Raw genomic sequence first — 23,783 nt, forward strand, 5'->3', positions numbered from 1 at the left:
AACTTGCATCGACCACGGCCGGGGCGGCGCGGCCAGCCTCGTTCCGGACTAAACTGTTTCGGGGCGAAGCGTTGGAGTCGCGGCTCAGCTTCGGACGGCTTCGTGGTCGTAGCGTTCCCAGCCCTTGGGCCCGAGATGTTCCTGCGGCTGGAACCGGATCTTGTAGGCCATCTTGCGCGAACCATTGACCCAATAGCCGAGATAGACATGCGGCTGGCTGGCGGCGCGCGCCCTGGCAATGTGGTCCAGGATCATGAAGGTGCCGAGCGAGCGGTCGTGCTGCGCGGGATCGTAGAAGGAATAGACCATGGAAAGCCCATCGGCCATCTTGTCCGACAGGGCTACCGCGACCAGTTCGCCGTGGCCGACGCCGGTGACGATGCTGTCCGGGCCGCGGCGTCGGTATTCGATGATCTTGCTCTCGACATGGGTGTCCTCGACCATCATCGCATAGTCGAGCACCGTCATGTCCGACATGCCGCCCTTGCGGTGGCGGGCGTCAAGATAGGCCCTGAACAATGAATATTGCTCGGTCGTGGGCTCGGCATCATGCACGGCGCCGATCAGGTCGGCGTTGCGCTGCTGGATCCGTTTCATGTTCTTAGACGGGCGGAACTCTTCGGCGAGGATGCGCACCGAGACGCATGCACGGCAGGTCTCGCAAGCCGGCCGATAGGCGATGTTCTGCGAACGGCGGAACCCGCCTTGCGTGAGCAGGTCGTTGAGTGCCGGCGCTTTCTCACCGACCAGATGCGTAAACACCTTGCGCTCGAACTGGCCCTCAATATAGGGGCACGGCGACGGCGCGGTCAGGAAGAACTGCGGCGATTGGGTCGGATGCTGCGTCATGGGCCTCGGAATCTGGTCCGCACATAGGTTGGACTGTGCGCCAGAAACGTCAACCGTTTCTTGGGCGAAGCCGAGGCAGGGCGCGTTGAGAAATTTTGAAGCGTCGTTTCAGCGGCGCCCCGCGTTCAGCGGTCGCTGCGCGTGACCACCGTGCCGAGCAACAGGTCATGCAGGGTGCGCTTGCGGTCGAGGAAGAGGCTGGCAAGCAGGATCAGCGGCGTCAGGATGGCGTTGCCGGCCCAGAACAGCACTGTATGGACAACCGCGAGCAGGCCGTCGACGCGCTGTCCGTCGAGCCGTTCGAGGCGGATGCCCATCATCTGCATGCCGAGTGTGGCCTGACCGGCGCCGCCGAGAGTGTTCCAGACATAGATCAGCGCCACGGCGGGACCGAGGATGCCGAAAAGAGCCCAGCCCAAGCCGAGCGTCAGGATGCCCAACAGGAAAACAAGGATCGCGAACGGGATCAGCAGCAGGCCGATGATCAGGTAGTCGACCAGGAAGGCGAAAACGCGCCGCGAGCGCACGCCTTCATAGACCCGCCAGTCGTCGAGCCTGGAAGCCAGGATTTCACCATCGAGAATCTGTTCGCTCATCTTTTTCCTCGCAAAGCGTCCTTGGCAGGACGCCTTTCGCAAATGGGGATGAAGCTCTTGATTTCAAGGAAGTTGCGCCGGTCAACCAACGGCAGTTTGCAATCCTCAGGTGTGTGCCGCGCGGAAGAGCTTCACGATCGCCGTGAGGTTCTCGTGCCCGAGACCTCGGGCTGAAGCGTCAGCGAAGACTGCCCGGCAAGCTTTGGCAAGTGGCGCGTGTGGTGCCGCGGCATGCATGTATGCAAGGTCCTTCGCCACAAGCTCGATCGGGAATTGCGGTGTGAAGTTGCCCGCCTGCATTGCAGCCGCGGCGGCGTTCGCCGCAGCGCTGGCAACCGGCATATCGCCGAGGATGGCAAGCGCGGACTCCGGGTCGCAGCCGGTGGCCTCCAGCATGGCCACGATCTCGGCCATCGCCGCCACCTGTGTCGCAAAAAGCGTGTTGACGGCCAATTTCAGGGCCGCGCCGCCGCCGGCCGGACCGGCATGCCGCACGCGTCCCATGTGCTCCAGCAGGGGGCGAAGCCGGTCAAGTTCAGACATATCTCCGCCGGCAAGAAAGATCAGATTACCTGCTTCCGCCTGCGGTCGGGATCCGGCGACGGGGGCGTGGATGAAAGCAACGTCGTGTTCGGCGCAACGACCGGCAAGGAAGGCGACCCGCGCCAAGCTGAGCGTCGAACACTCGACGGCAACGGCATCGCCTGCCATCTCGGCGAGGGCGCCCGCTTGGGCGTCATCCCACACGGCAGCGGAAGCCTCGTCGTCGCGCAGCATCGAGAAAACGATCTCGGCGCCGCGCGCCGCGTCGCGCGGAGACGCTGCGACCGCCGCACCAGCCGCCGCCAATACGGTCGCAGCGCTATCGGTCCGGTTCCAAACAACCAGCTCGTGGCCGGCCCCGACGAGACGGGTGGCCATACGCCTGCCCATCGCGCCAAGGCCGAGAAAGGCGACTTTTTTCGGCATGGTGATTTCCTATCTCCGGTTTCTGGATGGCAACGCACGCCGCCGTCTGACGTTGGTATTAGAGTGGATCAGGCAATAAAACCGTGGATAGTGCAGAATAATAATGCGAAGAACGCATCAATGGACACCAACCTGTTGCGGATATTCGCTGACGTAGCCAATCAGCCCAGCTTTGCGGCGGTGGCTCGCGAGCGCGCCGTCGACGCCTCATCCGTATCGCGCGCCATCGCACAACTGGAGGCAGAGCTGGGTGTGCGGCTCTTCCACCGCACCACGCGGACGATGGCGTTGACAGAAGCCGGCGAATTGTATCTGGCCCGTATCCGGCCACTACTCGACGAATTGGAGCGGGCGCGCGAGGAAGTGCTTTCGGCTCGCACCAGCCCGTCGGGAACCTTGCGGCTTACGGCCTCAGTGGCCTTCGGCACCGTGTGCCTGATGCCGCTGGTGCCCGAGTTCCGCCGCCTCTACCCGGATCTGCGGCTGGAGTTGCTGCTGACCGATGACAATCTCGACCTTGTGACCGAGAGGATCGATCTCGCCCTGCGTCTAGCGCCGAGTTTTCGCGCCGATTTGGTCGGGGTGCGGCTGATGCCAACCCGCTACCATGTCGTTGCCTCGCCCGACCATGCCGCTTCGCTTGGCCCGCGCCTCTCGCCAAAGGATATTCGGGACATGTCTTGCTTGTTGCTCAACCTGCCCGAGTTCCGTACCGGCTGGCTCTTCGCCAAGGACAAAGCAGATGACGTGGTGGAGGTGCCGGTTCGCGGCGACATCGTCATTTCCAATGTTCTCGCGTTGAGGGACGCTGCGCTCGCAGGGCTGGGGCCGACGCTTCTGGCCGACTGGCTGGTGCGCGATGACCTTAGGGCCGGTCGGCTTGTCGATCTCTACCCTGGCCACCGCGTGACGGCGACCAGCTTCGACACCGGTGCCTGGCTTGTCTATCCGAGTCGGCGTTTCCTGCCGCGCCGAACGCGTCTGACAATCGATTTTCTGCGCTCGAAGTTTCTAGGCATGGTCGCGGCCGCGCCGGCTTGATCAGCGCCCCGCCCTGGACCGCGTGAGGGCCGACACGGCAATCGCAAGCCAGCCGAGGATCATCAGTGCGCCGCCCGCCGGCGCCGCCAGCGGGAACAAGCGATCGCCGGCGTAGTGCCGCATGACGAGATCGCCGCAAAACAACAGGACACCGACGAGCAGCACGGCACCGGCTGAGCGCATGAGTTGCCCGCCGGCGACCAGCCCGAGGACGAGCAGGGCCGGCGCATGAAGGAGCAGGAACTGCGCCGCCGTTGCCAGATTGCCGCCGCCGTTGTGCGCGGCAGCGGCCGACAGCGCGACGCCGGCAGCGCCGCAAAGCCCTGCAGCGGTAACGAAGACCCGGCTCCAACGGCCTGGAGGTTGTATGGTCACGCGCGCTGCCTTCAATCGGCCTTCAGCAAGCGCGCCACGTCCGGGGCAAAATAGGTCAGGATGCCGTCGCAGCCGGCGCGCTTAAGACACAGAAGCGATTCGTGCATCGCCTTTTCTGCGTCGATCCACCCATTGGCGCCGGCCGCCTTGATCATCGCGTATTCGCCCGAGACCTGGTAGGCGAAGGTCGGCACGGCGAATTCATCCTTCAGCCGGCGGATGATGTCGAGATAGGGCAGGCCGGGCTTGACCATGATCATGTCGGCGCCTTCCGCAAGATCCTGCTCGGCCTCGCGTACGGCCTCGTCCGAATTGGCGTGGTCGATATAGTAGGTCTTCTTGTCACCCTTAAGCAGTCCGGCGGTACCGACCGCCTCCCGGTAGGGGCCGTAGAAGGCGGAGGCGAATTTGGTCGCGTAGGACATGATCGCCACGTCCTGAAAGCCGTTGGCGTCGAGTGCGTCGCGGATCGCGCCGACGCGCCCGTCCATCATGTCGGAGGGCGCGACGACGTCGGCACCGTTGGCCGCCTGCAGCACGGCCGCCTCGGCGATCTGCGCCACAGTCTCGTCGTTGACGATGATGCCGTCGCGCAGGATGCCGTCATGGCCATGGCTGGTGAACGGGTCGAGTGCCGCGTCGGTGATGATTCCGATCTCGGGCACGGCGTCGCGGATGGCGCGGCTTGCCTTGTTGAGGATGTTGTCGGCATCGAGGATGTGGGAGCCGGTTTCGTCGCGCCGCTCCAGCGCGATGTTGGGGAAGGTGGCGATCGCTGGGATGCCGAGCTTTGCCGCCTCCTCGACTTCCTTGACCGCAAGGTCCAGCGTCAGCCGGTAGACACCGGGCATTGCGGCGATCTCCTCGCGGCGGTTTTCACCCTCGATGACGAAGATCGGCCAGATCAGATCGTCCACTGAGAGCCGGTTTTCCTGCACCAGCCGCCGCGACCAGTCGGCCTTGCGCATGCGGCGCAAACGGCGCGAGCCGGTAATCTCGTCGACGCTGCGCGCGCCGAGCTTGCGGTCGCCGAACATGCGGTTCATCTGCACCTCCTGAAATCGCGTGACGAATAGCACGGGCGCAATGTCCGACAAAGCCGCGAAGCCGCATTGCCGACGTTGCAATTGACGCAGCCACGGGCGCCGCCTAAGCCACGCAGTACGCAAGGAACGGGAAGGACGCGATGGATTTTGGGGGAGGGGACGAGGTTCGTTTCGAGCGCATCGGCGCGGCAGGGGTCGTAACCCTGACGCGGCCCAAGGCGCTCAACGCGGTCACCCACCGGATGGTGCTGGCTCTCTCGCGCGCTTTGGAGGCGTGGAAGGACGACGCTTCAGTCGCGCTCGTTGTCATCAAGGGCGAGGGGCGGGCCTTTTCCGCCGGCGGCGACATCCTGCACATCTACGAGGCCGGCAAGGCCGGCAATCCCCCTATCGAATTCTTCGCCGACGAATACCGCCTGAACCTCGCCATCTCCCGGTTCCCGAAACCCTACGTGGCGCTTGTCGACGGCATCGCCATGGGCGGCGGCGTCGGGGTATCGTTTCATGGCAGTCATCGCCTCCTGACGGAAAATGCGGTCTTTGCCATGCCGGAGGTCGGGATCGGCTTTTTCCCCGATGTCGGCGGTAGCTATATCCTGCCCCGGCTGAAAGACGCTTTCGGTTTCTATCTGGGGCTGACCGGTACCCGCATCCGCCAAGGCGACGCGCTTTGGTGCGGGCTGGCGAGCCATGCCATTAGGCAGACGGATATCGAGGTGATCGTCGCCGGACTTGCCGACACCGGTGACGCCGATGCGACCTGCGACCGCTTTGCCGTGCAAGCAGACTGCGAGACCGACGCGGACACCCGCGCGGCAGTCGCGCGTCATTTCGGCCATGACACGCTAGACGCTACGCTCAACAGCCTGCGTAGCGCAGCCGACACGGGCGACGCCTTCGCGGCGAAGACGCTGGAGACGATGCTGGCACGTTCGCCGACCAGCGTGCGCGTCGCCCATCGCCAGATTGCCACCGGCGCCGGATACGACATGGCCGAGTGCATGCGCATGGAATACCGCATTGTCTCGCGGATGCTGGCCGGTCACGACTTCTATGAGGGCATTCGCGCCGCCATCATCGAAAAGGGCGCGACGCCGGCCTGGCGGCCCGACCAGCTTGGTGCCGTTGCCCCGGAGATGGTCGACGCCTATTTCGCGCCGCTTGCGGAGGAACTGTCGTTGTGAGCGAGGAAGGCGTCGACGCCGCGGCCTTGCGGCTCAATCTCGCCGAGGCGGCTTTCCCCTGGTTCCTGCGCGTGGTTGCCGCCTACAGCCTCATGTTCGGCATGACGTACTGGGTCAGACTCATCGGCTATTATGACGGAGCGCTCTGGCGCTTCGACACGATGCCGGTCGAGTGGCAGGTTGCATCGGCAACATTGGCTGTGCTTTTCCCCTTCGCCGGGATCGGCTTGTGGATGACCGCTTCGTGGGGCCCGGTGATCTGGTTCCTGTGTGCGGTTGGAGAGGTGACCATGTTCTGGGGGTTCCCCGAAATCTACGGCCATCGGCCGATGATCGTGGTCGCCCACGCGCTGGTAGCGGCCCTCTATATCGGCTTCCGGTTGGCGATTTATTTTTCGCGGCGTCCCGCGCGGCGTTGACGGAAAATTAACGCATCTTTTTGTCTTCCACCCGTAATCGCTTGTTAAGGCTGAGGTTTAAGTCGAATTTTATTCGTCGTCGCTATGGTGGCGGCCAAGGTGAAGAAAAAACAATCACCGGGCGTCAAACAAGAGGCAAAGACGATGATCAAGTCACGACAGGCCCACGAGGCCGTCCCGGTCGAGGACGACCGGCAGGATGCAATCCGCTCTCTCTATCTGGAATCGCTGCAACTCGTGGAGCGTCTGCACCGCCGGCTGCTCGACGTGATCAAGGACGAGTTCGACCGCAACGGACGCAGTGACATCAACGCCATTCAGGCGCTGCTGCTGTTCAATATCGGCAATTCCGAACTGACGGCCGGCGAACTGCGTTCGCGCGGTTACTACCTGGGCTCGAACGTCTCCTACAATCTGAAGAAGCTGGTTGAACTCGGCTTCATCAACCACCAGCGCTCGCGCGTCGACCGTCGCTCGGTGCGCGTCAGCCTGACGTCGAAGGGTCAGGAGATCGCCGAGGTTGTCGGCAACCTCTACAACCGCCATGTCGGTTCGATCGAGCAGGTCGGTGGTATCAACATCGAGGAATTCCGCCAGATGAACCGCGCCCTGCAGCGCCTTGACCGGTTCTGGAACGACACGATCGCGTACCGCATGTAGCCGCAAGGCCAATTGCACAACGAAAGGCCGGCGCTCGCGTCGGCTTTTTCGTGTTTGCAACGCCCTCACGAACATGTGTCGCAGCAAAGCCTTCATCACGCCATATTCGTCGGTGTAGGAACCGGACAGGCCGTGCGGTTGAGGATGCCCGCGGCACGGTTATATATGGTTGGCGCTTTGTTAACGCGGCGCGCCTAGTGTCCATTCGCCGCAAACAAATTCCGCACGAACGTGAGAAAGAGGCTGACAGGCTCATGAAGACCGATCGCCGCACATTCCTTGCCGGCGCTGGGCTGGCCGCCGCGTCGATGGCCACTGTTCCCGCCCGCGCGCAGGACGTCATCCGCGACATCATCCTGTCGCCGCGCCGTGGCGTTTGGAACGACCAGTTCGACGCGCGCGCCAGCGAGGGCGACAAGGTCGCGTCCAATCTGCCCATCTTCAGCCCCGAGACGGTCAGCTATATCGAGCGCGCCATCGCCCAATATGCCAACATCGTCGCGCGGGGCGGCTGGCCGACCGTTCCCGCCGCCAGGAAGCTGCGCCTGGGCGTGGTCGATGCCAGTGTCGAGACGCTGCGCCGGCGTCTGATGATCTCAGGCGACCTTTCCCAGACAGCCGGCATGTCGCCGGCCTTCGACACCTATGTCGACACCGCCGTCAAGCGCTTCCAGTCGCGTCACGGACTGCCCGAAGACGGCGTGCTCGGTCCCTATACGTTCGCCGCGATGAACGTTTCGGCCGCCGTCCGCCTTGGTCAGCTCGAAACCAATATCGTGCGGCTGCGCTCGATGTCCGGTTTCCTCGGCGAGCGCTATGTCATGGTGAACATCCCGGCGGCACAGATCGAGGCGGTCGAGAACGGCCGCGTCGTGTCGCGCCACACCGCCATCGTCGGCAAGATCGACCGCCAGACGCCGATCCTCAACTCCAAGATCAACGAGGTCATCGTCAACCCGTACTGGAACGCGCCGGAATCGATCGTCCGCAAGGACATCATCCCGCTGATGCGCAAGAACCCGCAATATCTCACCGAGAACAACATTCGCATTCTCGGGCCCGACGGCACCGAAATCGAGCCGACGACCATCGACTGGTCGACCGAGGAGGCGGCCAAGCTTCGCTTCCGGCAGGATCCGGGCAAGATCAACGCCATGGCTTCCGTGAAGATCAACTTCCCCAATCCCCATGCGGTCTACATGCATGACACGCCGCAGCAGGGGCTTTTCAACAAGCTGATGCGGTTCGATTCCTCAGGCTGCGTGCGCGTTCAGAACGTGCGCGACCTCGTCACCTGGCTCCTGCGCGACACCGATGGCTGGAACCGCCAGCGCTTCGAACAGACCATCAAGACGGGCGAATCGACTCCGGTTGCCCTTTCCGAGCCGGTGCCGGTCTATTTCACCTATGTCTCGGCCTGGTCGACCGGCGACCTTGTCGTGCATTTCCGGGACGACATCTACGGCCGCGACGGCGTCGACGAACTGATGATTTCCTCGGCGCTCTGAACAGGCTTGTGACCCCGAAGGTGCGGCGTCAGCTCGCGCCTTGGGCGAGTGCCTCAGGGCGCTGAACGATGCCAGCCCGCTCAAGCCCATCGACGAGGTGTGCCTGGTCTTCGCTCTTGGCGTAGTGCAGGCTCGCAAGAAGCGTGTCGAGAGAGAATTCCGGGTCGACCTCGCGGATGCGGGCGCCGTGCGCCGCGCCGGCCGTGGTATCTCCCATCCAGGTATAGGCTGCCGCCACATAGGCGTGCTGGATCGCGTCCATGGCCGTCAGGTGCATGAACGCTTCGATGGCCTCGGCGTACTGACGGCCATTGAAGTAGGCCTTGCCGAGATGGCTCCAGAAACGCTCGGGATGATGCGGGTTGAGGCGCATCGCCTTGCGGATCCACTGAACACCCTCTTCGGCTGCGCCCAACCAGGTGAATAGTTCCCCCTGCTGGACAACGACGAGATCGTAATTGGGATTGAGGGCAAGGGCGCGCTCCTGGTGATAGCGGGCGCGCACCAGATCGTTGGTGCCGACATTGATGGCGGCGAGGATGCGATGAACGTCGGCATCGTTGTCGTCAAGCACGAGCGCCCGTTCCAGCTCTGAAACCACTTCCTCGAGGACGGCGTCCTTGTCCTCGCACCAGCCATAGACCCAGGATTGACCCAGGATGCAGCCGCGCCAGGCACGCGCATGCGCGTAGTCGGGGTCGAGTTGGACGGCGCGGGCAATCAGCTTCTGCGCCTCCGCGTTGTCGGCCCGCGTGCTCCTGTGATGCAGGACCTTCGCGGCGAGGACACATTCGTATGCGGCGAGACTGGATGGCGTCTTGCGCCCGATCAGATCCCTCTGCGCCGCCTCGACGCGGCCGGGCAGCGTTGCGACGATCGCAGCGGTCACCTCATCCTGGAGCGCGAACACGTCGTCCAGCTTCCGGTCGTATTTTTCGGCCCAGATATGGGCATCAGTGGCCGTATCGATAAGCTGGACGGTCACACGCAGATTGTCGCCCGCCTTGCGAACGCTGCCCTCGACGATGTACTGCGCGCCGAGGTCGCGGGCGACCTCGCGCAGATTAGCGGATCGACCTTTGTAGACGAAGGTTGAGTTGCGCGAGATGACGAAAAGCTCGTGCCGGCGCGACAGCTCGGTGATGATGTCCTCAGTCAGCCCGTCGGAGAAGAATTCCTGTTCGGTTTCGCCGCTCATGTTGGTGAACGGCATCACGGCAATGGTCGGTTTGACCACGGGGCGCTGTTCGCCTGCTTCGCTCTTTCGCGCCCGAGCCTCTTCGTCGAGGACCACGCGCCAGACCGGCAACTGCCGTGACATGTTCTTGAACGAGCGTGTGCCGAGGCTTTCGAAAGTGAGGCCAAGCCGGTCGCCGACCTGATCGTAAACGGCCTGCGTAACGCAGATGCCGCCGGCCTCCGCCAGTTGTTCGAGCCGGGCGGCGACGTTGACCCCTTCGCCGTAGATGTCGCCCTCGTCGAAAATGATGTCACCGAGATTGATGCCAACCCGGAACTGGATGCGCCGCTCCTCGGGCACGTCCGCATTGCGTCGGCGCATGCGCTGCTGGATTTCCGCCGCACAGCGCACCGCGTCGGCGACGCTCTGGAACTCCACGAGCATCCCGTCGCCGGTCGTCTTGATAATGCGGCCCTGGTTCTTCGCGATCGACGGGTCGATCAGTTCGATCCGGTGCGTCCGCAGTCTTTCGATCGTACCGCGCTCATCGGCTTCCATCAGCCGCGAATAGCCGACCATGTCGGCAGCGAGAACGGCGGCAAGCCTGTGTTCCATGGCCACACCCGGCGAACGATCTCATCCTACCATGAGCGACGGGCGAATAGAATGTCCGGCCGTTGCCTGCCGCGGGGACAATGCAAAAGGCTCCCCGGCCTGGGCCGGGGAGCCTCGTGGCTGAACGTGCGAACTGGTTCTACGAACTCATTGCCTTGGAGACCGGTAGCATCCGCACGCGCTTTTTCGTCGCGGCATAGATCGCGTTGGCCACGGCCGGGCCGATCGGCGGCACGCCCGGTTCGCCAACGCCGGTCGGGCGCTCGGTGGATGGCACGATGTGTACCTCGATCTCCGGCATCGCGTCGATCCTGAGCGGGGTGTAGGTGTCGTAGTTGGCCTGGTCGACCTCGCCACCGCTCAACGTCAGTTCCTCGTCGAGGATCGAGCCGAGGCCGAAGCCGATACCGCCCTCGATCTGGGCGCGGACATTGTCCGGGTTGATGGCGACACCGCAATCGACCGCGCACACCACCTTGTGGACCTTGATCCCGCCGCCGTCGGCGGTGAGTTCAACCACCTGTGCCACGTAGGTGCTGAAGCTTTCCGCGAAGGCGAAGCCCCGCACGCGCCCTTCCGGTGGCGGCGTACTCCAGCCGGCTTTCTCTGCGGCCAGCCTGATGACCCCTGCATGGCGGGGGGCCTCCCTGAGCAGTTCAAGCCGGTATTCGACCGGATCGGCACCCGCTGCTTCGGCCAACTCGTCGAGGAAGGTCTCGACCGAGAAAGCCGTGTGGGTCGATGCCACCGAGCGCCACCACAACACCGGCACGCCGACATCGGGAGACGTCAGCCCGATCGTCTGATTGGGGAAGGCGTAGTGCAGATTGGCTGCCCCTTCGACCGAGAGCGGATCGACACCGTTCTGGATCATGCCCTCCATCGGTGTGCCCTTGAAGATCGACTGGCCGACGATGTGCTGTTCCCAGGCGACGATCTTGCCGTCGGCATCAAGGCCGGCCTTCATGGCATGGACATAGGCGGGACGGTAACGGCCGCCCTTCATGTCGTTGTCGCGAGTCCATTGCACCTTGACGGGACGGTTGCCGCCAAGTGCCGCCGCCGTTCCGACGGCGTCGACGATGATGTCGGCGTCAGCCACCGCGCGCCGCCCGAAGCCGCCGCCCGTCTTCATGACGTGCAGTGTCACCTTGTCGGGTGTCGTGCCGGCGACCTTGGAGGCGACGAACTGGTTGAGGTCCGGCATCTGGTGACCACCCCATACCTCGACCGTGCCGTCGGCGTTGATGCGGGCGACCGCGTTGAGCGGCTCAAGCGCGGCATGTGCGAGATAGGGATACTCATACTGCGCCTCGAGCACCTTCGCGGCGGAGCCCATGGCCGCGGCGCTGTCGCCTTCCTTGCGTGCGGTTGCTTCGGGCGCCTTGCCGGCCGCTTCGCGATATTCGGCGAGAATCGCGTCCGAACCACGCGTTTCGGCGCCGCTCTCGTCCCACTCGACCGTAACCGCTTCGCGCCCCTTGATCGCGGCCCACATATGTTCACCAACGACGGCCACGCCGCGAGGGGTCTGCACGACGTCGACGACCCCGGGCAGGGCCTTGGCCGCCGTTCCATCGAACGATTTCACCGTCGCGCCGAACTTCGGCGGGTGGATCATCACCGCCGTCAGCATGTCAGGCAGCTTGATGTCGATGGTGAAGGAATGCGTGCCGTTGGTCTTGGCCGCGCTGTCATAGCGGCGCAGGTCGGCATTGCCGATCTGGGTCCACTCCGCGGCGTCCTTGAGCTTGACGTCGGCGGGCGCCGGCATCGTGGCCGCCTTTGCCGCCAGCGCGCCGAAACTCGCCTTGCTTCCGCTGGCGTGGCTCAGCATGCCGTCGGCGACGGTGATCTCGGCCTCCGGTACGCCCCATTCGGCGGCGGCCGCTGCCACCAGCATCATCCGCGCCGCGGCGCCGGCCATGCGGTAGCGATCCCATGAGGAGACCATCGAGGTGGAGCCGCCTGTCATCTGCGCTGCGCCGCCCATGGCGAGGTTGCCCAGTTGCTTGATGTTGCCGTAGCCACCGGTGACGTCGACCTGGTCCCACCGGGCGCCGAGTTCCTCGACGACCAGCGTTGCAACACCGTGGTAGGCGCCCTGGCCCATGTCGAATTGCGAGGAGATGACCGTCACCCGGTCATCAGGCGAAATCGTCAGATAGGCGTCGAAGGGGTTGCTTGCGGCTGCTTCATCGCCGGCCGCCAAGGCCGGCCGAAAACCGATCGCGAGGCCACCAGCGACAGCGGCCGATCCAAGCAGGAAGCCGCGGCGCGTCGCCTTGATATCGGGCATTGCCAAACGCGGCATGGTGAGATGTGTCAACATGGCTCAGGCCTCCAGGCGGCGGGCGGATTCATGGATCGCGCCGCGGATGCGGTGGTAGGTCGCGCAACGGCAGAGATTGCCGTACATGGCGGAATCGATGTCCTCGTCCGTCGGCTTCGGTGTTTCGCTCAGCAGCGCGACGGCCGACATGATCTGGCCGGACTGGCAATAACCGCATTGCGGCACATCCATCTCCGCCCACACCGTCTGTACCGTCTCGGCAACCTTGCCGCCGATGCCTTCGATTGTCGTGATAGCGGCGCCCGCCACGTCGCCGACCAGTGTTTGGCACGAGCGGATCGGTGTGCCGTCCAAATGTACGGTGCAGGCACCGCACAAGGCTTGCCCGCAACCGAATTTGGTCCCCGTCAGCCCGACGATGTCTCGGATCGCCCACAAAAGGGGCATGTCGTCCTCGACATCGAGCTGGTGATCTTGTCCGTTGATATTGATGGTCGCCATTTGGCTACTCCCGGAGGTGAAGATCCGATTTTGCTGGATTCGCCGACGACGTCCGGTTGCGTAGGCCCGGAAGACGTTGGCCATGGGCGGCGCCAACCGGCCGCGCCCGGCCGGACGGTATGGCGGTTCCTCCCGTGTGCCGCCCGGCAGGCCGATCATAAGCCTATCCGGCCTCGCGCTCATGTGATTTCGCCGCAGCGCTCGGTCACGAAGCCGTTATCCACCAGGACGTATGGAGCTAACTCTTGGCGGATATGCCCCTCGATGCGAGCTCTGTCGCCGTCGCAAAATCGCCAGCGGATTTCGCGGCAAGCCGCGTGGAAGCGCGTGGCGAAGTGTGTTAATGCGCCCGCTTATCCCAAGACAACAATTAGTCGAGGACCAACAATCATGGCTACTGCCACTGCCGTATCGAGCAATGCCGACACCTTCTTCAACAGCCCGCTTGCGGAGGTTGATCCGGAAATCTTCGGCGCGATCGGCAAGGAACTCGGTCGCCAGCGCCACGAGATCGAACTGATCGCCTCGGAGAACATCGTCAGCCGCGCCGTGCTTGAGGCGCAAGGCTCGATCATGACCAACAAATATGCCGAGGGTTATCCCGGCAAGCGTTATTATGGCGGCTGCCAGTTCGTCGACATCGCCGAGGAACTGGCCATCGAGCGCGCCAAGAAGCTGTTCGACTGCCAGTTCGCCAACGTCCAGCCGAACTCCGGCTCCCAGATGAACCAGGCCGTGTTCCTGGCCCTGCTGAAGCCGGGTGATACCTTCATGGGGCTCGACCTGAATTCCGGCGGCCATCTGACCCACGGCTCGCCGGTCAATATGTCGGGAAAGTGGTTCAACGTCGTCTCCTACGGCGTACGCGAGGACGATCACCTGCTCGACATGGACGCGGTCGAACGCCTGGCGCACGAGCACAAGCCGAAGCTGATCCTTGCCGGCGGCACCGCCTATTCACGCATCTGGGACTGGAAACGCTTCCGCGAGATCGCCGATTCGGTCGGCGCCTGGCTGATGGTCGACATGGCCCACATCGCCGGCTTGGTCGCCGGCGGCGTCCATCCCTCGCCGCTGCCGTACGCGCATGTTGTGACCACCACCACGCACAAATCGCTGCGGGGCCCGCGCGGCGGCATGATCCTGACCAATGACGAGCAGGTGGCCAAGAAAGTCAATTCCGCCGTCTTCCCGGGCTTGCAAGGCGGGCCGCTGATGCATGTGATCGCGGCAAAGGCGGTCGCGTTCGGCGAGGCCCTTCAGCCGGAGTTCCGCGCGTATGCGCGCGACGTCGTGGCGAACGCCAAGGCGCTGGCGGCAAGCCTCAAGGAGACCGGCCTCGACATCGTCTCGGGCGGCACCGAAAACCACCTGATGCTTGTCGACCTCAGGCCCAAGAACGCCACCGGCAAGCGCGCCGAGGCCGCCCTCGGCCGTGCCCACATCACCTGCAACAAGAACGGCATTCCCTTTGATCCCGAAAAGCCGTTCGTGACGTCCGGCATCCGGCTCGGCACCCCGGCTGGCACCACGCGTGGTTTTGGCCAAGCCGAGTTCCGCGAGATCGGCCAGCTGATCGCCGAGGTGCTTGACGGCCTCAAGGCGGCCAATTCGGACGAGGGCAATGCCGCCGTGGAAGCCGCGGTCAAGGATAAGGTCATCGCGCTCACCGAGCGCTTCCCGCTCTATCCTTATATGGGATGACGAGGCCCTCCGGCCCCAACCGACAAGGATCGCGATGCGCTGCCCTTACTGCCAGTCCGAGGACACACAGGTAAAGGATTCCCGGCCCGCCGAGGACGGGGCGGTGATCCGGCGTCGCCGCGTTTGTCCGGACTGCGGCGGGCGCTTCACCACTTTCGAGCGGGTGCAGCTTCGCGATCTGGTCGTCGTCAAGAAATCCGGGCGCAAGGTGCCATTCGACCGCGACAAGCTGATGCGGTCCTTCGACATTGCGCTCAGGAAGCGCAATGTCGAGCCCGAACGTGTCGAGCGGGCCGTCTCCGGCATCGTGCGCCAGCTCGAAAGTTCGGGAGAGACCGAGGTTGCAGCCGATCATATCGGGCGGCTGGTGATGGAGGCACTGAAGGCGCTGGACGACGTTGCCTATGTGCGCTTTGCCTCCGTCTACAGGAACTTTCGCGAGGCCAAGGATTTCCAGGAACTGCTCGGCGAACTCGGCGGCGAGGAGGTCGCGCAGGAGCAATGACGGCCTCGCGCGGTCCGGAACAGCAGGAGACGACCGATCGCCGCTTCATGGCGGCCGCCGTCCGCTTCTCCCGCCGGCACCTCGGCCTGACCGCCACCAATCCCTCGGTCGCCACGCTGATCGTCGCCGACGACGGTGACGGGCAGGTGATCGTCGGCCGCGGCATCACCGCGCGCGGGGGGCGTCCGCATGCCGAGACCGAGGCGATCGCCGAGGCCGGCGAAAGGGCTCGCGGCGCCACCGCCTATGTCACACTCGAACCTTGCGCTCATCATGGCCGAACCCCGCCCTGCGCTGCGGCGCTGATCGCCGCCGGGGTCTCCCGGGTCGTGGGTGCTGCTTCCGACCCGGACGAGCGCGTTTCCGGGCGGGGTTATGCGATGTTGCGCGCGGCCGGCGTCGAGGTGGTGGAAGGCGTGCTGGCGGCAAAGGCCGCGGACGTGATGGCGGGCTACCTTACCCGTTCGGTGAAAAAGCGTCCGGAAGTGATTCTCAAACTTGCGGTTTCGCCCGACGGCATGATCGGTCGGCAGGGCGAAGGCCAGGTTCCCATCACCGGTCCGGTGTCGCGAGCGCAGGTGCACCTGATGCGCGCGGAGGCGGACGCGATCGTCATCGGGGTGGGCACAGCGCTTGCCGACGATCCCGAACTTACATGCCGCCTGCCCGGACTTGAAAACCGCTCTCCGGCGCGCATCGTGCTCGACAGTTCGGCCAGGCTGCCGCTGACATCCAAGCTTGTACGCACGGCGAGTGAGGTGCCGGTCCTGCTGGCCGCGGTGCCCGATGGCGCGCAGGAACGCAAGGCAGCGCTCCGGGCCGCCGGCGTCGAACTGCTGGCAACCGAGGCGTTCGACAATGCCGTCGCGCTGCCGGAACTGCTCGAAGACCTTGCCGCCAGTGGCATGTCGAACGTTCTGGTCGAAGGAGGGGCCGATACCGCGCGTGCCTTTCTGGCCGAACGGCTGGTCGACCGGATCGCGCTCTTTGCTGGTCCAACCGAAATCGGTGCCGGTGGGGTTGCCGCGCCGATCGACCGAGACCATCTGCCTGACGGCTTCCATGTCGTGCGCGAGGCGCGTTTCGGCGAGGATACCTTCATCGAACTGGCAAGATTTGGCTGAAGACCATGTTCACCGGCATCGTCACCGACATCGGCACTGTTTCGACGCTCCAAGAACTGCCCAAGGGTGCGCGCGTCAGGGTCGAGACGTCGTACGATCCGGCAACGATCGCGATCGGTGCGTCCATCGCTTGCGCCGGCGTGTGCCTGACAGTGGTTGCATTGCCGGAAGCCGGTTCGAATGCGCGCTGGTTCGAGGTCGAGGCCTGGGAGGAGGCACTGCGGCTGACCTCAGCTGGTGGCTGGCGATCTGGAACCCGTATCAACCTCGAGCGCGCATTGAAAATCGGTGACGAACTCGGCGGTCACATCGTTTCGGGCCATGTCGATGGCATGGCCGCGATCGTGGGTCGCGAGGACGAAGGAGACGCCGTGCGCTTTACGCTCGAGGCGCCGGCCGACCTTGCCCGTTTCATCGCGCCGAAAGGGTCGGTTGCTCTGGACGGGACGTCGTTGACCGTCAACAAGGTAAATGGCGTGCGCTTCGACGTGCTTCTCATTCATCACTCGCTTGCCGTGACCACCTGGGGCGAACGCGGCGTCGGTGACGCCGTCAACCTCGAGGTCGACACCATGGCGCGTTACGCGGCGCGGCTTGCGGAAGCCGCCAAAGAGGCATAGAGCATCCGGCGACCTCTCGCCGCCGTGTACGTCCCGGAGTTTCCTTGAATGAAAGCACCTGCAAAGCTCAGGCTCCTCATTGTGGAGGCGCGCTTCTACGACGAACTGTCGGACGCTCTTCTGGAAGGCGCCAAGGCGGTGCTTGACGCCGCCGGCGCTGCCTACGACGTCGTTACCGTTCCCGGCGCGCTGGAAGTGCCTGCCGCGATCTCGTTCGCGCTTGACGCCGCCGAGGAGGGTGGTGCCGACTATGACGGCTTCGTCGCGCTTGGCTGCGTCATCCGTGGCGAAACCTATCATTTCGAGATTGTCGCCAATGAATCCTCGCGCGCCCTGATGGATATCTCCATCGAGGAATCCGCCGCGATCGGCAACGGCATCCTGACGGTCGAGAATGAAGCCCAGGCATGGGCGCGCGCGCGGCGCGGGGAGGGTGACAAGGGCGGATTTGCGGCGCGCGCAGCGTTGACCATGATCGCGCTGCGCGAGACGCTCGGAGCCTGAACCTTGAACGCATCGGCAGACAGGACGCGAGGTGAGCCGCGCCAAGCCAACAAGCGTGGCGCCGCGCGCCTGGCCGCTGTACAGGCGCTTTACCAGATGGATGTCGCCGGCACCGGGTTGCTGGAGACGACCGCCGAATACGAGACCTTCCGTCTCGGCAAGGAGCTTGACGGCGCCCTCTACCGGGAGGCCGACCCGCAGTGGTTTCGCGCGATCCTGTCCGGCGTGGTCGAAAACCAGAAGACTCTGGATCCGGTGATCCGGCAGTCGCTGCTTGAAGACTGGCCGCTGTCGCGTCTCGATTCGACGCTGCGTGCCATTCTGCGTGCCTCTGTCTACGAACTGATGAAACGCTCGGACGTGCCGACAGCGGTGATCGTCTCGGAATATGTCGATATCGCCAAGGCGTTCTACGAAGAGGATGAACCCAAGGTGGTCAACGCCGTACTCGATCGCGTTGCGCGGCGCCTGCGCGGCGAGGATGCGGCCAAGGCCGGCCGATGACGGCCGGCTTCAACGAAAAGGAAGCGCGCCGCACGGCGCTGATCCTTGCCAGCGCCAGTGCCATCGTCGGTGCGGCGGCACCAATTTCGATCTCGATTGGCGGCCTTGCCGGGCTTTATCTGCTCGGGGCGGACAAGTCGCTCGCGACCGCACCGGTCACCGCCTACACGCTCGGCGTCGCGCTTGGCGCGCTGCCGCTCGCTTGGCTGGTGCGCAGGGTCGGCCAGCGCAATGGCTTCATCTCCGGAACGGTCGCCACCGCGGTCGGCAGCGCCGTCGCTACGCTGGCCCTGTTCGACGCCAATTTCTGGCTCTTCGCGCTCGGCCTACTGGTCATCGGTTTCGGCGGCGCGTCGGTTCAGCAATACCGTTTCGCCGCCGCCGACAATGCCCCATCGCACTTCAAGGCGCGCGCCATTTCAACTGTGCTCGCTGGCGGTGTGGTGATGGCGATCGTCGGCCCGCAGGTCGTCATCTTCACCCGCGACCTGTTCGCGCCGGTGATGTTCGCGGGCTCCTTCGCCGCGGTGATCGGGCTCGCCGCGCTCGGCGCGATCATCCTGTCGTTCCTGCGTCTGCATGACCGGCAGGCTGTGGCGGTCGCGGCCAGTGATGCGCCCGTCCGCCCGCTTGGCACGATCCTGCGCCAGCCCCGTTTCGTCGTATCCCTGCTGTGCGCCATCGGCTCTTATGCCTTGATGAGCTTTGTCATGACCGGTGCTCCGCTCGCCATGGTAGGCTGCGGCTTTACCCCGGACGAGGCCGCGCTCGGTATTTCCTGGCACGTCATGGCGATGTTTGCGCCGAGTTTCGTCACGGGGCGGCTGATTGCCAGGTTCGGCAAGGAGACGATCGTCGCGATCGGTTTGATTCTGCTTCTCGGTTGTGCGGCGGTCGCCTTGTCCGGTATCGCACTGTGGCAGTTCTGGTCCGCCCTCATCCTGCTTGGTATCGGCTGGAATTTCGGCTTCATCGGCGCCACGGCCATGGTCTCGGAAACCTATAGCGAAGCCGAGAAGGGCAAGGTGCAGGGCATTCACGACTTCTTCCTGTTCGGGTCGGTCGCGTTCGCCTCGTTGATGTCGGGCCAGGTCTACAACGCCTGGGGTTGGGAGATGCTCAACTGGATCATCTTCCCGGTCGTCGTCGGTTGTATCGCCGCGCTTGCGCTGCTGGTGGCGGCCGAACGTCGCCGCGTGGCCGCCTGAACCATCGTCTCGCCGTGGCGACAGGCGATGCGTGGCCGTGCTAGCGTCGGCTCGCGCAAACAGGAGACGACATGCCGGAGAAGACCGATACGCGGGCTCGCCTCGCCCTGTTGATCGACGCGGATAATGTCCGCTCGGAGTTCTTGCCCATCATCATCCGCGAGGCCTCAGCCTACGGCACCATCACCGTGAAGCGCGTCTACGGACATTTCGCCAGTTCGGCGATGAAGTCGTGGCATGCGCTTGTCCACGAACATGCTCTGACGCCGGTGCACATCCCCCCCGCCGCCAAGGGCAAGAATGCCACCGACATGAAGCTGGCAATCGAGGCGATGGACTTGCTCCACCGAGGCCAGATCGAGGGCTTCTGCATCGCTTCCTCCGACAGCGACTTCACAACGCTGGCAAGCCGCATCCGCGAGGAGGGCGTGGCGGTCTACGGTTTCGGCGAACAGAAGGCGTCGGTCGCCTATGTGCGTTCCTGCGACCGCTTCTTCTACTGCGACCTGCTGCTCGAGGAAGAAGAGCAGGAGCAGGATCAGAAGAGGAAGCCGCGCAAGAAGGTCTCGCCGCCGACACGCGACATCCTGGCGGCCATCGACGACCTCTCCGGCGAGGATGGCTGGGCTCCCCTGGGTGAGGTCGGCCAGATACTCAACAAGCGCATGCCCGATTTCGACCCGCGCAACTATGGTTTCCGCAAGCTGAGTGGTCTTGCCGAAAGCATGGGTTCGGTCGAGGTCAAACGCTCGCGCGAGGGCGGCGGCCCGGTGCTGGTGAAGCGCAGATAGTTTCGACCAAAGTCGGTTGCGCGATAGCGGCGAAAGCCGGGCAAAACCGTAACAAAACCTTGACGTTGGCGCGGGCGTTTCGCATAAGCCGCCTCGATCGGCCGGACTCCGCCCATTTTCGTGGGCGCTCCGGCCTTCCTTCAACGGCCCGGGGAGGGGTTCTTCCGGGCCAAACCCAGGGAAATTCGGCAATGACCATGCTTTACGTCGTCATCGCCTGCGGCCTGCTTTCTGTCCTCTACGCCATCTGGGCGACGCAGTCGGTCCTCGCGGCCGATCAGGGCAACGAGCGCATGCAGGAAATCGCCGGCGCCATCCGTGAGGGTGCGCAGGCCTATCTCAGCCGGCAGTACACCACGATCGCCATCGTCGGCGTCGTGGTCTTCCTGCTCGCCTGGTGGCTGCTCTCCGGCGCTGCGGCGGTCGGCTTTGCGATCGGCGCGATCCTTTCCGGTGTTGCCGGCTTCATCGGCATGCACGTGTCTGTGCGCGCCAATGTGCGCACCGCGCAGGCGGCCTCCAACAGCCTCGCCGCCGGCCTCGACATCGCCTTCAAGTCGGGCGCCATCACCGGCATGCTGGTTGCCGGCCTCGCGCTGCTCGGCGTCGCCGTCTACTATTATGTGCTGATCGGCCCGATGGGCTACGCCCCGGCCGACCGCGCCGTCATCGACGCGCTGGTCGCGCTTGGCTTCGGCGCTTCGCTGATCTCGATCTTCGCGCGTCTCGGCGGCGGCATCTTCACCAAGGGTGCCGATGTCGGTGGCGATCTCGTCGGCAAGGTGGAAGCGGGCATTCCCGAGGACGATCCGCGCAACCCGGCCACCATCGCCGACAATGTCGGCGACAATGTCGGCGACTGTGCCGGCATGGCGGCCGACCTGTTCGAGACCTACGCGGTGACGGTTGTCGCGACCATGGTGCTCGGCGCCATCTTCTTCGGTGGCACCGAGGTGCTGGCAAGCGTCATGCTCTATCCGCTGGCGATCTGCGCGGCCTGCATCATCACCTCCATCATCGGCACCTTCTTCGTGCGCCTCGGCGCCAACGGCTCGATCATGGGCGCGCTCTACAAGGGCCTGATCGTGACCGGGCTCCTGACCGTGCTCGGCATCGGTGCTGCGACCTCGCTTACCATCGGATGGGGCGAGATCACGCCGTCGGCGACCGGCGTTTCCGCGATGACCGGCACCAACCTGTTCATCTGCGGCGTGATCGGGCTGGCCGTCACGGGCCTGATCGTGGTCATCACCGAGTACTACACCGGCACCAACAAGCGTCCGGTCAACTCGATCGCCCAGGCGTCCGTTACCGGCCATGGCACCAACGTCATTCAGGGCCTCGCCGTTTCGCTCGAGGCGACTGCGCTGCCGGCAATCGTGATCGTGGCCGGCATCATTGCCACGTTCCAGCTTGCCGGCCTGTTCGGCACCGCAATCGCCGTGACGACCATGCTCGGCCTTGCCGGCATGATCGTTGCGCTCGACGCCTTTGGCCCGGTGACCGACAATGCCGGCGGCATCGCCGAAATGTCCGGACTGCCGTCGGAAGTGCGCCAGTCGACCGACGCCCTCGACGCGGTCGGCAACACCACCAAGGCCGTGACCAAGGGCTACGCGATCGGCTCGGCCGGTCTCGGTGCGTTGGTGCTGTTCGCCGCCTATTCCTACGATCTGGAGTATTTCGCCGCCAATGCGGCGCAGTTCCCCTATTTCGAAGGCATGGGCAACGTCTCGTTCTCGCTGTCGAACCCCTATGTCGTGGCGGGCCTGATCTTCGGCGGCCTGATTCCGTATCTGTTCGGCGGCATCGCGATGACGGCGGTCGGTCGTGCCGGCGGCGCGGTCGTGGAGGAGGTGCGCAGGCAGTTCCGCGAGAAGCCGGGCATCATGGAAGGCAAGGACAAGCCGGACTATGCGCGTGCGGTGGACATGCTGACCAAGGCTGCGATCAAGGAAATGATCATTCCGTCGTTGCTGCCGGTTCTGGCGCCGCTCGTCGTCTATTTCGGCGTGTTGCTGATCTCCGGTTCCAAGGCGTCCGCCTTCGCCGCACTCGGCGCTTCGCTTCTGGGCGTGATCGTGAACGGCCTGTTCGTCGCGATCTCCATGACCTCGGGCGGTGGTGCCTGGGACAACGCCAAGAAGAGCTTCGAGGACGGCTTCGTCGACAAGGACGGCGTCAAGCACGAGAAGGGCTCGGAGGCGCACAAGGCCTCCGTGACCGGCGATACGGTCGGCGACCCCTACAAGGACACCGCCGGCCCCGCCGTGAACCCGGCGATCAAAATCACCAACATCATGGCGTTGCTGCTGCTCGCCGTGTTGGCACACTGATCCTTCCCGAAGGACACGAAAAACCCCGCCGGAGCGATCCGGCGGGGTTTTTCGTTGATCCCTTGCCTGGACGTCAGACGGGTGGGCCACCAAACGGGCCGCCTGGTGGTGGCTTGCCGCTGCCAAGGCCGGAGAGCAATCTACCGACAAACGTCTGGTCCTTGCCTCCGGTCGGCGTCGTGCGCGACACGAAGTCGAAGACCTTGCCGTCCTGCAGGCCGTAGTTGGCAAGGCTCTCGACACGGCCGTCCTCGCCGAAATAGACGGCGAGCACGCGCTGGTCGACGATGCGCTTGTTCATGAAGGCGACCGGACGGACGCGTGTCTGCGAGATGTAATAAAACACCTCGTTGTCGAAGGTCGCCGTGGTGGACGGCGTGCCCAACGCCAGAAGCACCTGCTCGCGGCTCGATCCGGCCGGGACGAGTTCAAGTGCTTCCTCGTCGATGACATAACCCTGGGTGAAGGTTTCGGTGGGATTGAGCGATTCCGATGTGCTGCAGCCGGCGAGTGGCAGGAGGCCGACGGCAACAGCCGCCAGCACGCGGCGCCGACGGGCGATCCGGTTGAAATTGACTGGCAGCAACGACATCTCCATCTAGGGTCGCACACGGCTTGCGCCGCGGCGCGGACTCGGTAAACCAGCTTTCGCGCCGATGCAACTGGCCGCCGGCGCGGCCGCAGGGAGAAAGCCCGGCATGTTCAAACGTCTTTTCGGCCTTGGGCAGAATCCGAACAGAGCCATTGTGGACGCGCTCTACTCGCAAATCGTGGCGGCGTCACGGCAACCTTGCTTTTATTCCATCTGGCAGGTTCCCGACACGCCGCTGGGCCGTTTCGAGGTGCTGTCGCTGCATGTCTTTCTGCTGATGCATCGCGCGCGCGACGACGCAGCCCTGAAAGAGCTGGTCCAGGAACTGACGGACGAATTCTTCCGCGACGTCGACCACTCCTTGCGCGAGTTGGGCATCGGCGACCTTGGTATCTCCAAGCGCATGAAACGGCTTGCGCGTATGTTCTACGGGCGCGCGCAATCTTATGGACAGGCGCTCGACGCCGGCGACGACGAGGCGCTGGCGGTGGCGCTTGCCCGCAACGTCCGACCGGATTCGGACGTGTGGCCGGGGGCGCACGGCCTTGCCGACTATGTCGTGAAGGCGCATGGTCTGCTGAAGGAACAGGATGCCCGGCATCTGCTCGGAGGAGAGATTACCTTCCCGCAGGCGGGCCTCGAGAAGCATCCGGTCTGAA

24 protein-coding genes are annotated in these 23,783 nt (G+C 64.3%); 15 read left to right on the forward strand and 9 right to left on the reverse strand.

What is annotated here, in order from left to right:
* Window positions 1–84 precede the first annotated feature (84 nt).
* The 3 genes from FQ775_RS03710 to FQ775_RS03720 all read right to left on the reverse strand — a co-directional run bounded on the left by FQ775_RS03710 (window position 85) and on the right by FQ775_RS03720 (window position 2,414).
* Window positions 85–849, reverse strand: a complete 765-nt coding sequence (locus FQ775_RS03710) for an arginyltransferase (RefSeq protein WP_146299580.1) — start codon at window positions 847–849, stop codon at window positions 85–87.
* A gap of 125 nt (window positions 850–974) precedes the next feature.
* Window positions 975–1,445 carry an RDD family protein gene (locus FQ775_RS03715; RefSeq protein WP_146299579.1) on the reverse strand — a complete coding sequence of 157 codons (471 nt, stop codon included), beginning with the start codon at window positions 1,443–1,445 and terminating at the stop codon, window positions 975–977.
* A 105-nt stretch (window positions 1,446–1,550) separates the two neighbouring features.
* A complete protein-coding gene (locus FQ775_RS03720) occupies window positions 1,551–2,414 on the reverse strand; it encodes an NAD(P)-dependent oxidoreductase (protein ID WP_146299578.1) in 864 nt (287 codons plus the stop codon).
* 120 nt (window positions 2,415–2,534) lie between these two features.
* Between FQ775_RS03720 and FQ775_RS03725 the strand changes: the two genes are divergently transcribed.
* A complete protein-coding gene (locus FQ775_RS03725) occupies window positions 2,535–3,455 on the forward strand; it encodes a LysR family transcriptional regulator (RefSeq protein WP_146299577.1) in 921 nt (306 codons plus the stop codon).
* Here FQ775_RS03725 and FQ775_RS03730 read toward each other — a convergent pair whose 3' ends face one another.
* Window positions 3,456–3,830, reverse strand: coding sequence for a DUF423 domain-containing protein (locus tag FQ775_RS03730; RefSeq protein WP_246730262.1), 375 nt, complete (start codon window positions 3,828–3,830; stop codon window positions 3,456–3,458).
* An 11-nt stretch (window positions 3,831–3,841) separates the two neighbouring features.
* On the reverse strand, window positions 3,842–4,876 hold the full coding sequence (gene hemB, locus FQ775_RS03735) for a porphobilinogen synthase (RefSeq protein WP_146299576.1): 1,035 nt from the start codon (window positions 4,874–4,876) through the stop codon (window positions 3,842–3,844).
* A gap of 140 nt (window positions 4,877–5,016) precedes the next feature.
* Between hemB and FQ775_RS03740 the strand changes: the two genes are divergently transcribed.
* From FQ775_RS03740 to FQ775_RS03755, 4 genes are all read left to right on the forward strand, one after another.
* Window positions 5,017–6,060: an enoyl-CoA hydratase/isomerase family protein gene (locus tag FQ775_RS03740; protein ID WP_146299575.1), complete on the forward strand. Its 1,044-nt coding sequence runs from the start codon at window positions 5,017–5,019 to the stop codon at window positions 6,058–6,060.
* Window positions 6,057–6,479 (forward strand): DUF6163 family protein, encoded by a 423-nt coding sequence (locus FQ775_RS03745; protein ID WP_146299574.1) that lies wholly within the window; start codon window positions 6,057–6,059, stop codon window positions 6,477–6,479. The genes FQ775_RS03740 and FQ775_RS03745 overlap by 4 nt, the downstream gene beginning before the upstream one ends.
* 144 nt (window positions 6,480–6,623) lie before the next feature.
* Complete coding sequence (ldtR, locus tag FQ775_RS03750; protein ID WP_146299573.1) at window positions 6,624–7,139, forward strand: transcriptional regulator LdtR; 516 nt, start codon at window positions 6,624–6,626, stop codon at window positions 7,137–7,139.
* A gap of 254 nt (window positions 7,140–7,393) precedes the next feature.
* Window positions 7,394–8,647, forward strand: coding sequence for a L,D-transpeptidase family protein (locus FQ775_RS03755; RefSeq protein WP_146299572.1), 1,254 nt, complete (start codon window positions 7,394–7,396; stop codon window positions 8,645–8,647).
* Between the two features lie 28 nt (window positions 8,648–8,675).
* Here FQ775_RS03755 and FQ775_RS03760 read toward each other — a convergent pair whose 3' ends face one another.
* The 3 genes from FQ775_RS03760 to FQ775_RS03770 form a co-directional block, all read right to left on the reverse strand.
* The gene (locus tag FQ775_RS03760; RefSeq protein WP_146299571.1) at window positions 8,676–10,442 is read right to left on the reverse strand and encodes an adenylate/guanylate cyclase domain-containing protein; all 1,767 of its coding nucleotides are present in this window, start codon (window positions 10,440–10,442) and stop codon (window positions 8,676–8,678) included.
* A gap of 139 nt (window positions 10,443–10,581) precedes the next feature.
* Window positions 10,582–12,774, reverse strand: coding sequence for a xanthine dehydrogenase family protein molybdopterin-binding subunit (locus tag FQ775_RS03765; protein ID WP_146299570.1), 2,193 nt, complete (start codon window positions 12,772–12,774; stop codon window positions 10,582–10,584).
* A gap of 3 nt (window positions 12,775–12,777) precedes the next feature.
* A complete protein-coding gene (locus FQ775_RS03770) occupies window positions 12,778–13,236 on the reverse strand; it encodes a (2Fe-2S)-binding protein (RefSeq protein WP_146301930.1) in 459 nt (152 codons plus the stop codon).
* A 390-nt stretch (window positions 13,237–13,626) separates the two neighbouring features.
* On the opposite strand from FQ775_RS03770, the gene glyA reads away from it, so the two are divergent.
* From glyA to FQ775_RS03815, 9 genes are all read left to right on the forward strand, one after another.
* Window positions 13,627–14,940, forward strand: a complete 1,314-nt coding sequence (gene glyA, locus FQ775_RS03775; protein WP_146299569.1) for a serine hydroxymethyltransferase — start codon at window positions 13,627–13,629, stop codon at window positions 14,938–14,940.
* A gap of 34 nt (window positions 14,941–14,974) precedes the next feature.
* On the forward strand, window positions 14,975–15,445 hold the full coding sequence (gene nrdR / locus FQ775_RS03780) for a transcriptional regulator NrdR (protein ID WP_146299568.1): 471 nt from the start codon (window positions 14,975–14,977) through the stop codon (window positions 15,443–15,445).
* Window positions 15,442–16,569, forward strand: a complete 1,128-nt coding sequence (gene ribD / locus FQ775_RS03785) for a bifunctional diaminohydroxyphosphoribosylaminopyrimidine deaminase/5-amino-6-(5-phosphoribosylamino)uracil reductase RibD (protein WP_146299567.1) — start codon at window positions 15,442–15,444, stop codon at window positions 16,567–16,569. The genes nrdR and ribD overlap by 4 nt, the downstream gene beginning before the upstream one ends.
* A gap of 5 nt (window positions 16,570–16,574) precedes the next feature.
* Complete coding sequence (locus FQ775_RS03790; RefSeq protein ID WP_146299566.1) at window positions 16,575–17,189, forward strand: riboflavin synthase; 615 nt, start codon at window positions 16,575–16,577, stop codon at window positions 17,187–17,189.
* A 48-nt stretch (window positions 17,190–17,237) separates the two neighbouring features.
* Window positions 17,238–17,693, forward strand: a complete 456-nt coding sequence (locus tag FQ775_RS03795) for a 6,7-dimethyl-8-ribityllumazine synthase (protein WP_146299565.1) — start codon at window positions 17,238–17,240, stop codon at window positions 17,691–17,693.
* 3 nt (window positions 17,694–17,696) lie between these two features.
* Entirely contained in the window at window positions 17,697–18,197 is a 501-nt protein-coding gene (gene nusB, locus FQ775_RS03800) for a transcription antitermination factor NusB (protein WP_146299564.1), read from the forward strand.
* Window positions 18,194–19,405 carry an MFS transporter gene (locus tag FQ775_RS03805; protein WP_146299563.1) on the forward strand — a complete coding sequence of 404 codons (1,212 nt, stop codon included), beginning with the start codon at window positions 18,194–18,196 and terminating at the stop codon, window positions 19,403–19,405. The genes nusB and FQ775_RS03805 overlap by 4 nt, the downstream gene beginning before the upstream one ends.
* Window positions 19,406–19,476: 71 nt before the next feature.
* On the forward strand, window positions 19,477–20,196 hold the full coding sequence (locus FQ775_RS03810; protein WP_146299562.1) for an NYN domain-containing protein: 720 nt from the start codon (window positions 19,477–19,479) through the stop codon (window positions 20,194–20,196).
* A 191-nt stretch (window positions 20,197–20,387) separates the two neighbouring features.
* Window positions 20,388–22,532, forward strand: a complete 2,145-nt coding sequence (locus FQ775_RS03815) for a sodium-translocating pyrophosphatase (protein ID WP_146299561.1) — start codon at window positions 20,388–20,390, stop codon at window positions 22,530–22,532.
* Between the two features lie 73 nt (window positions 22,533–22,605).
* Here the strand turns inward: FQ775_RS03815 and FQ775_RS03820 are convergent, their stop codons facing one another.
* On the reverse strand, window positions 22,606–23,130 hold the full coding sequence (locus FQ775_RS03820) for an outer membrane protein assembly factor BamE (RefSeq protein WP_146299560.1): 525 nt from the start codon (window positions 23,128–23,130) through the stop codon (window positions 22,606–22,608).
* A 100-nt stretch (window positions 23,131–23,230) separates the two neighbouring features.
* Here FQ775_RS03820 and FQ775_RS03825 point away from each other — a divergent pair, with 100 nt between their 5' ends.
* Entirely contained in the window at window positions 23,231–23,782 is a 552-nt protein-coding gene (locus FQ775_RS03825; RefSeq protein WP_146301929.1) for a ubiquinol-cytochrome C chaperone family protein, read from the forward strand.
* Window position 23,783: the final 1 nt, after the last annotated feature.

This window comes from Nitratireductor mangrovi (genome assembly GCF_007922615.2).
Taxonomy (GTDB): domain Bacteria; phylum Pseudomonadota; class Alphaproteobacteria; order Rhizobiales; family Rhizobiaceae; genus Mangrovimarina; species Mangrovimarina mangrovi.

Coding starts and splice junctions, on each gene's coding strand:
- FQ775_RS03770 (WP_146301930.1), bottom strand. CDS start 13,236: ATGGCGACCATCAATATCAACGGACAAGATCACCAGCTCGATGTCGAG.
- FQ775_RS03810 (WP_146299562.1), top strand. CDS start 19,477: ATGCCGGAGAAGACCGATACGCGGGCTCGCCTCGCCCTGTTGATCGAC.
- FQ775_RS03765 (WP_146299570.1), bottom strand. CDS start 12,774: ATGTTGACACATCTCACCATGCCGCGTTTGGCAATGCCCGATATCAAG.
- FQ775_RS03710 (WP_146299580.1), bottom strand. CDS start 849: ATGACGCAGCATCCGACCCAATCGCCGCAGTTCTTCCTGACCGCGCCG.
- FQ775_RS03805 (WP_146299563.1), top strand. CDS start 18,194: ATGACGGCCGGCTTCAACGAAAAGGAAGCGCGCCGCACGGCGCTGATC.
- FQ775_RS03825 (WP_146301929.1), top strand. CDS start 23,231: ATGTTCAAACGTCTTTTCGGCCTTGGGCAGAATCCGAACAGAGCCATT.
- FQ775_RS03820 (WP_146299560.1), bottom strand. CDS start 23,130: ATGGAGATGTCGTTGCTGCCAGTCAATTTCAACCGGATCGCCCGTCGG.
- hemB (WP_146299576.1), bottom strand. CDS start 4,876: ATGAACCGCATGTTCGGCGACCGCAAGCTCGGCGCGCGCAGCGTCGAC.
- FQ775_RS03760 (WP_146299571.1), bottom strand. CDS start 10,442: ATGGAACACAGGCTTGCCGCCGTTCTCGCTGCCGACATGGTCGGCTAT.
- ldtR (WP_146299573.1), top strand. CDS start 6,624: ATGATCAAGTCACGACAGGCCCACGAGGCCGTCCCGGTCGAGGACGAC.
- FQ775_RS03815 (WP_146299561.1), top strand. CDS start 20,388: ATGACCATGCTTTACGTCGTCATCGCCTGCGGCCTGCTTTCTGTCCTC.
- ribD (WP_146299567.1), top strand. CDS start 15,442: ATGACGGCCTCGCGCGGTCCGGAACAGCAGGAGACGACCGATCGCCGC.
- FQ775_RS03795 (WP_146299565.1), top strand. CDS start 17,238: ATGAAAGCACCTGCAAAGCTCAGGCTCCTCATTGTGGAGGCGCGCTTC.
- FQ775_RS03715 (WP_146299579.1), bottom strand. CDS start 1,445: ATGAGCGAACAGATTCTCGATGGTGAAATCCTGGCTTCCAGGCTCGAC.
- glyA (WP_146299569.1), top strand. CDS start 13,627: ATGGCTACTGCCACTGCCGTATCGAGCAATGCCGACACCTTCTTCAAC.
- FQ775_RS03790 (WP_146299566.1), top strand. CDS start 16,575: ATGTTCACCGGCATCGTCACCGACATCGGCACTGTTTCGACGCTCCAA.
- FQ775_RS03740 (WP_146299575.1), top strand. CDS start 5,017: ATGGATTTTGGGGGAGGGGACGAGGTTCGTTTCGAGCGCATCGGCGCG.
- FQ775_RS03725 (WP_146299577.1), top strand. CDS start 2,535: ATGGACACCAACCTGTTGCGGATATTCGCTGACGTAGCCAATCAGCCC.
- nrdR (WP_146299568.1), top strand. CDS start 14,975: ATGCGCTGCCCTTACTGCCAGTCCGAGGACACACAGGTAAAGGATTCC.
- FQ775_RS03720 (WP_146299578.1), bottom strand. CDS start 2,414: ATGCCGAAAAAAGTCGCCTTTCTCGGCCTTGGCGCGATGGGCAGGCGT.
- FQ775_RS03755 (WP_146299572.1), top strand. CDS start 7,394: ATGAAGACCGATCGCCGCACATTCCTTGCCGGCGCTGGGCTGGCCGCC.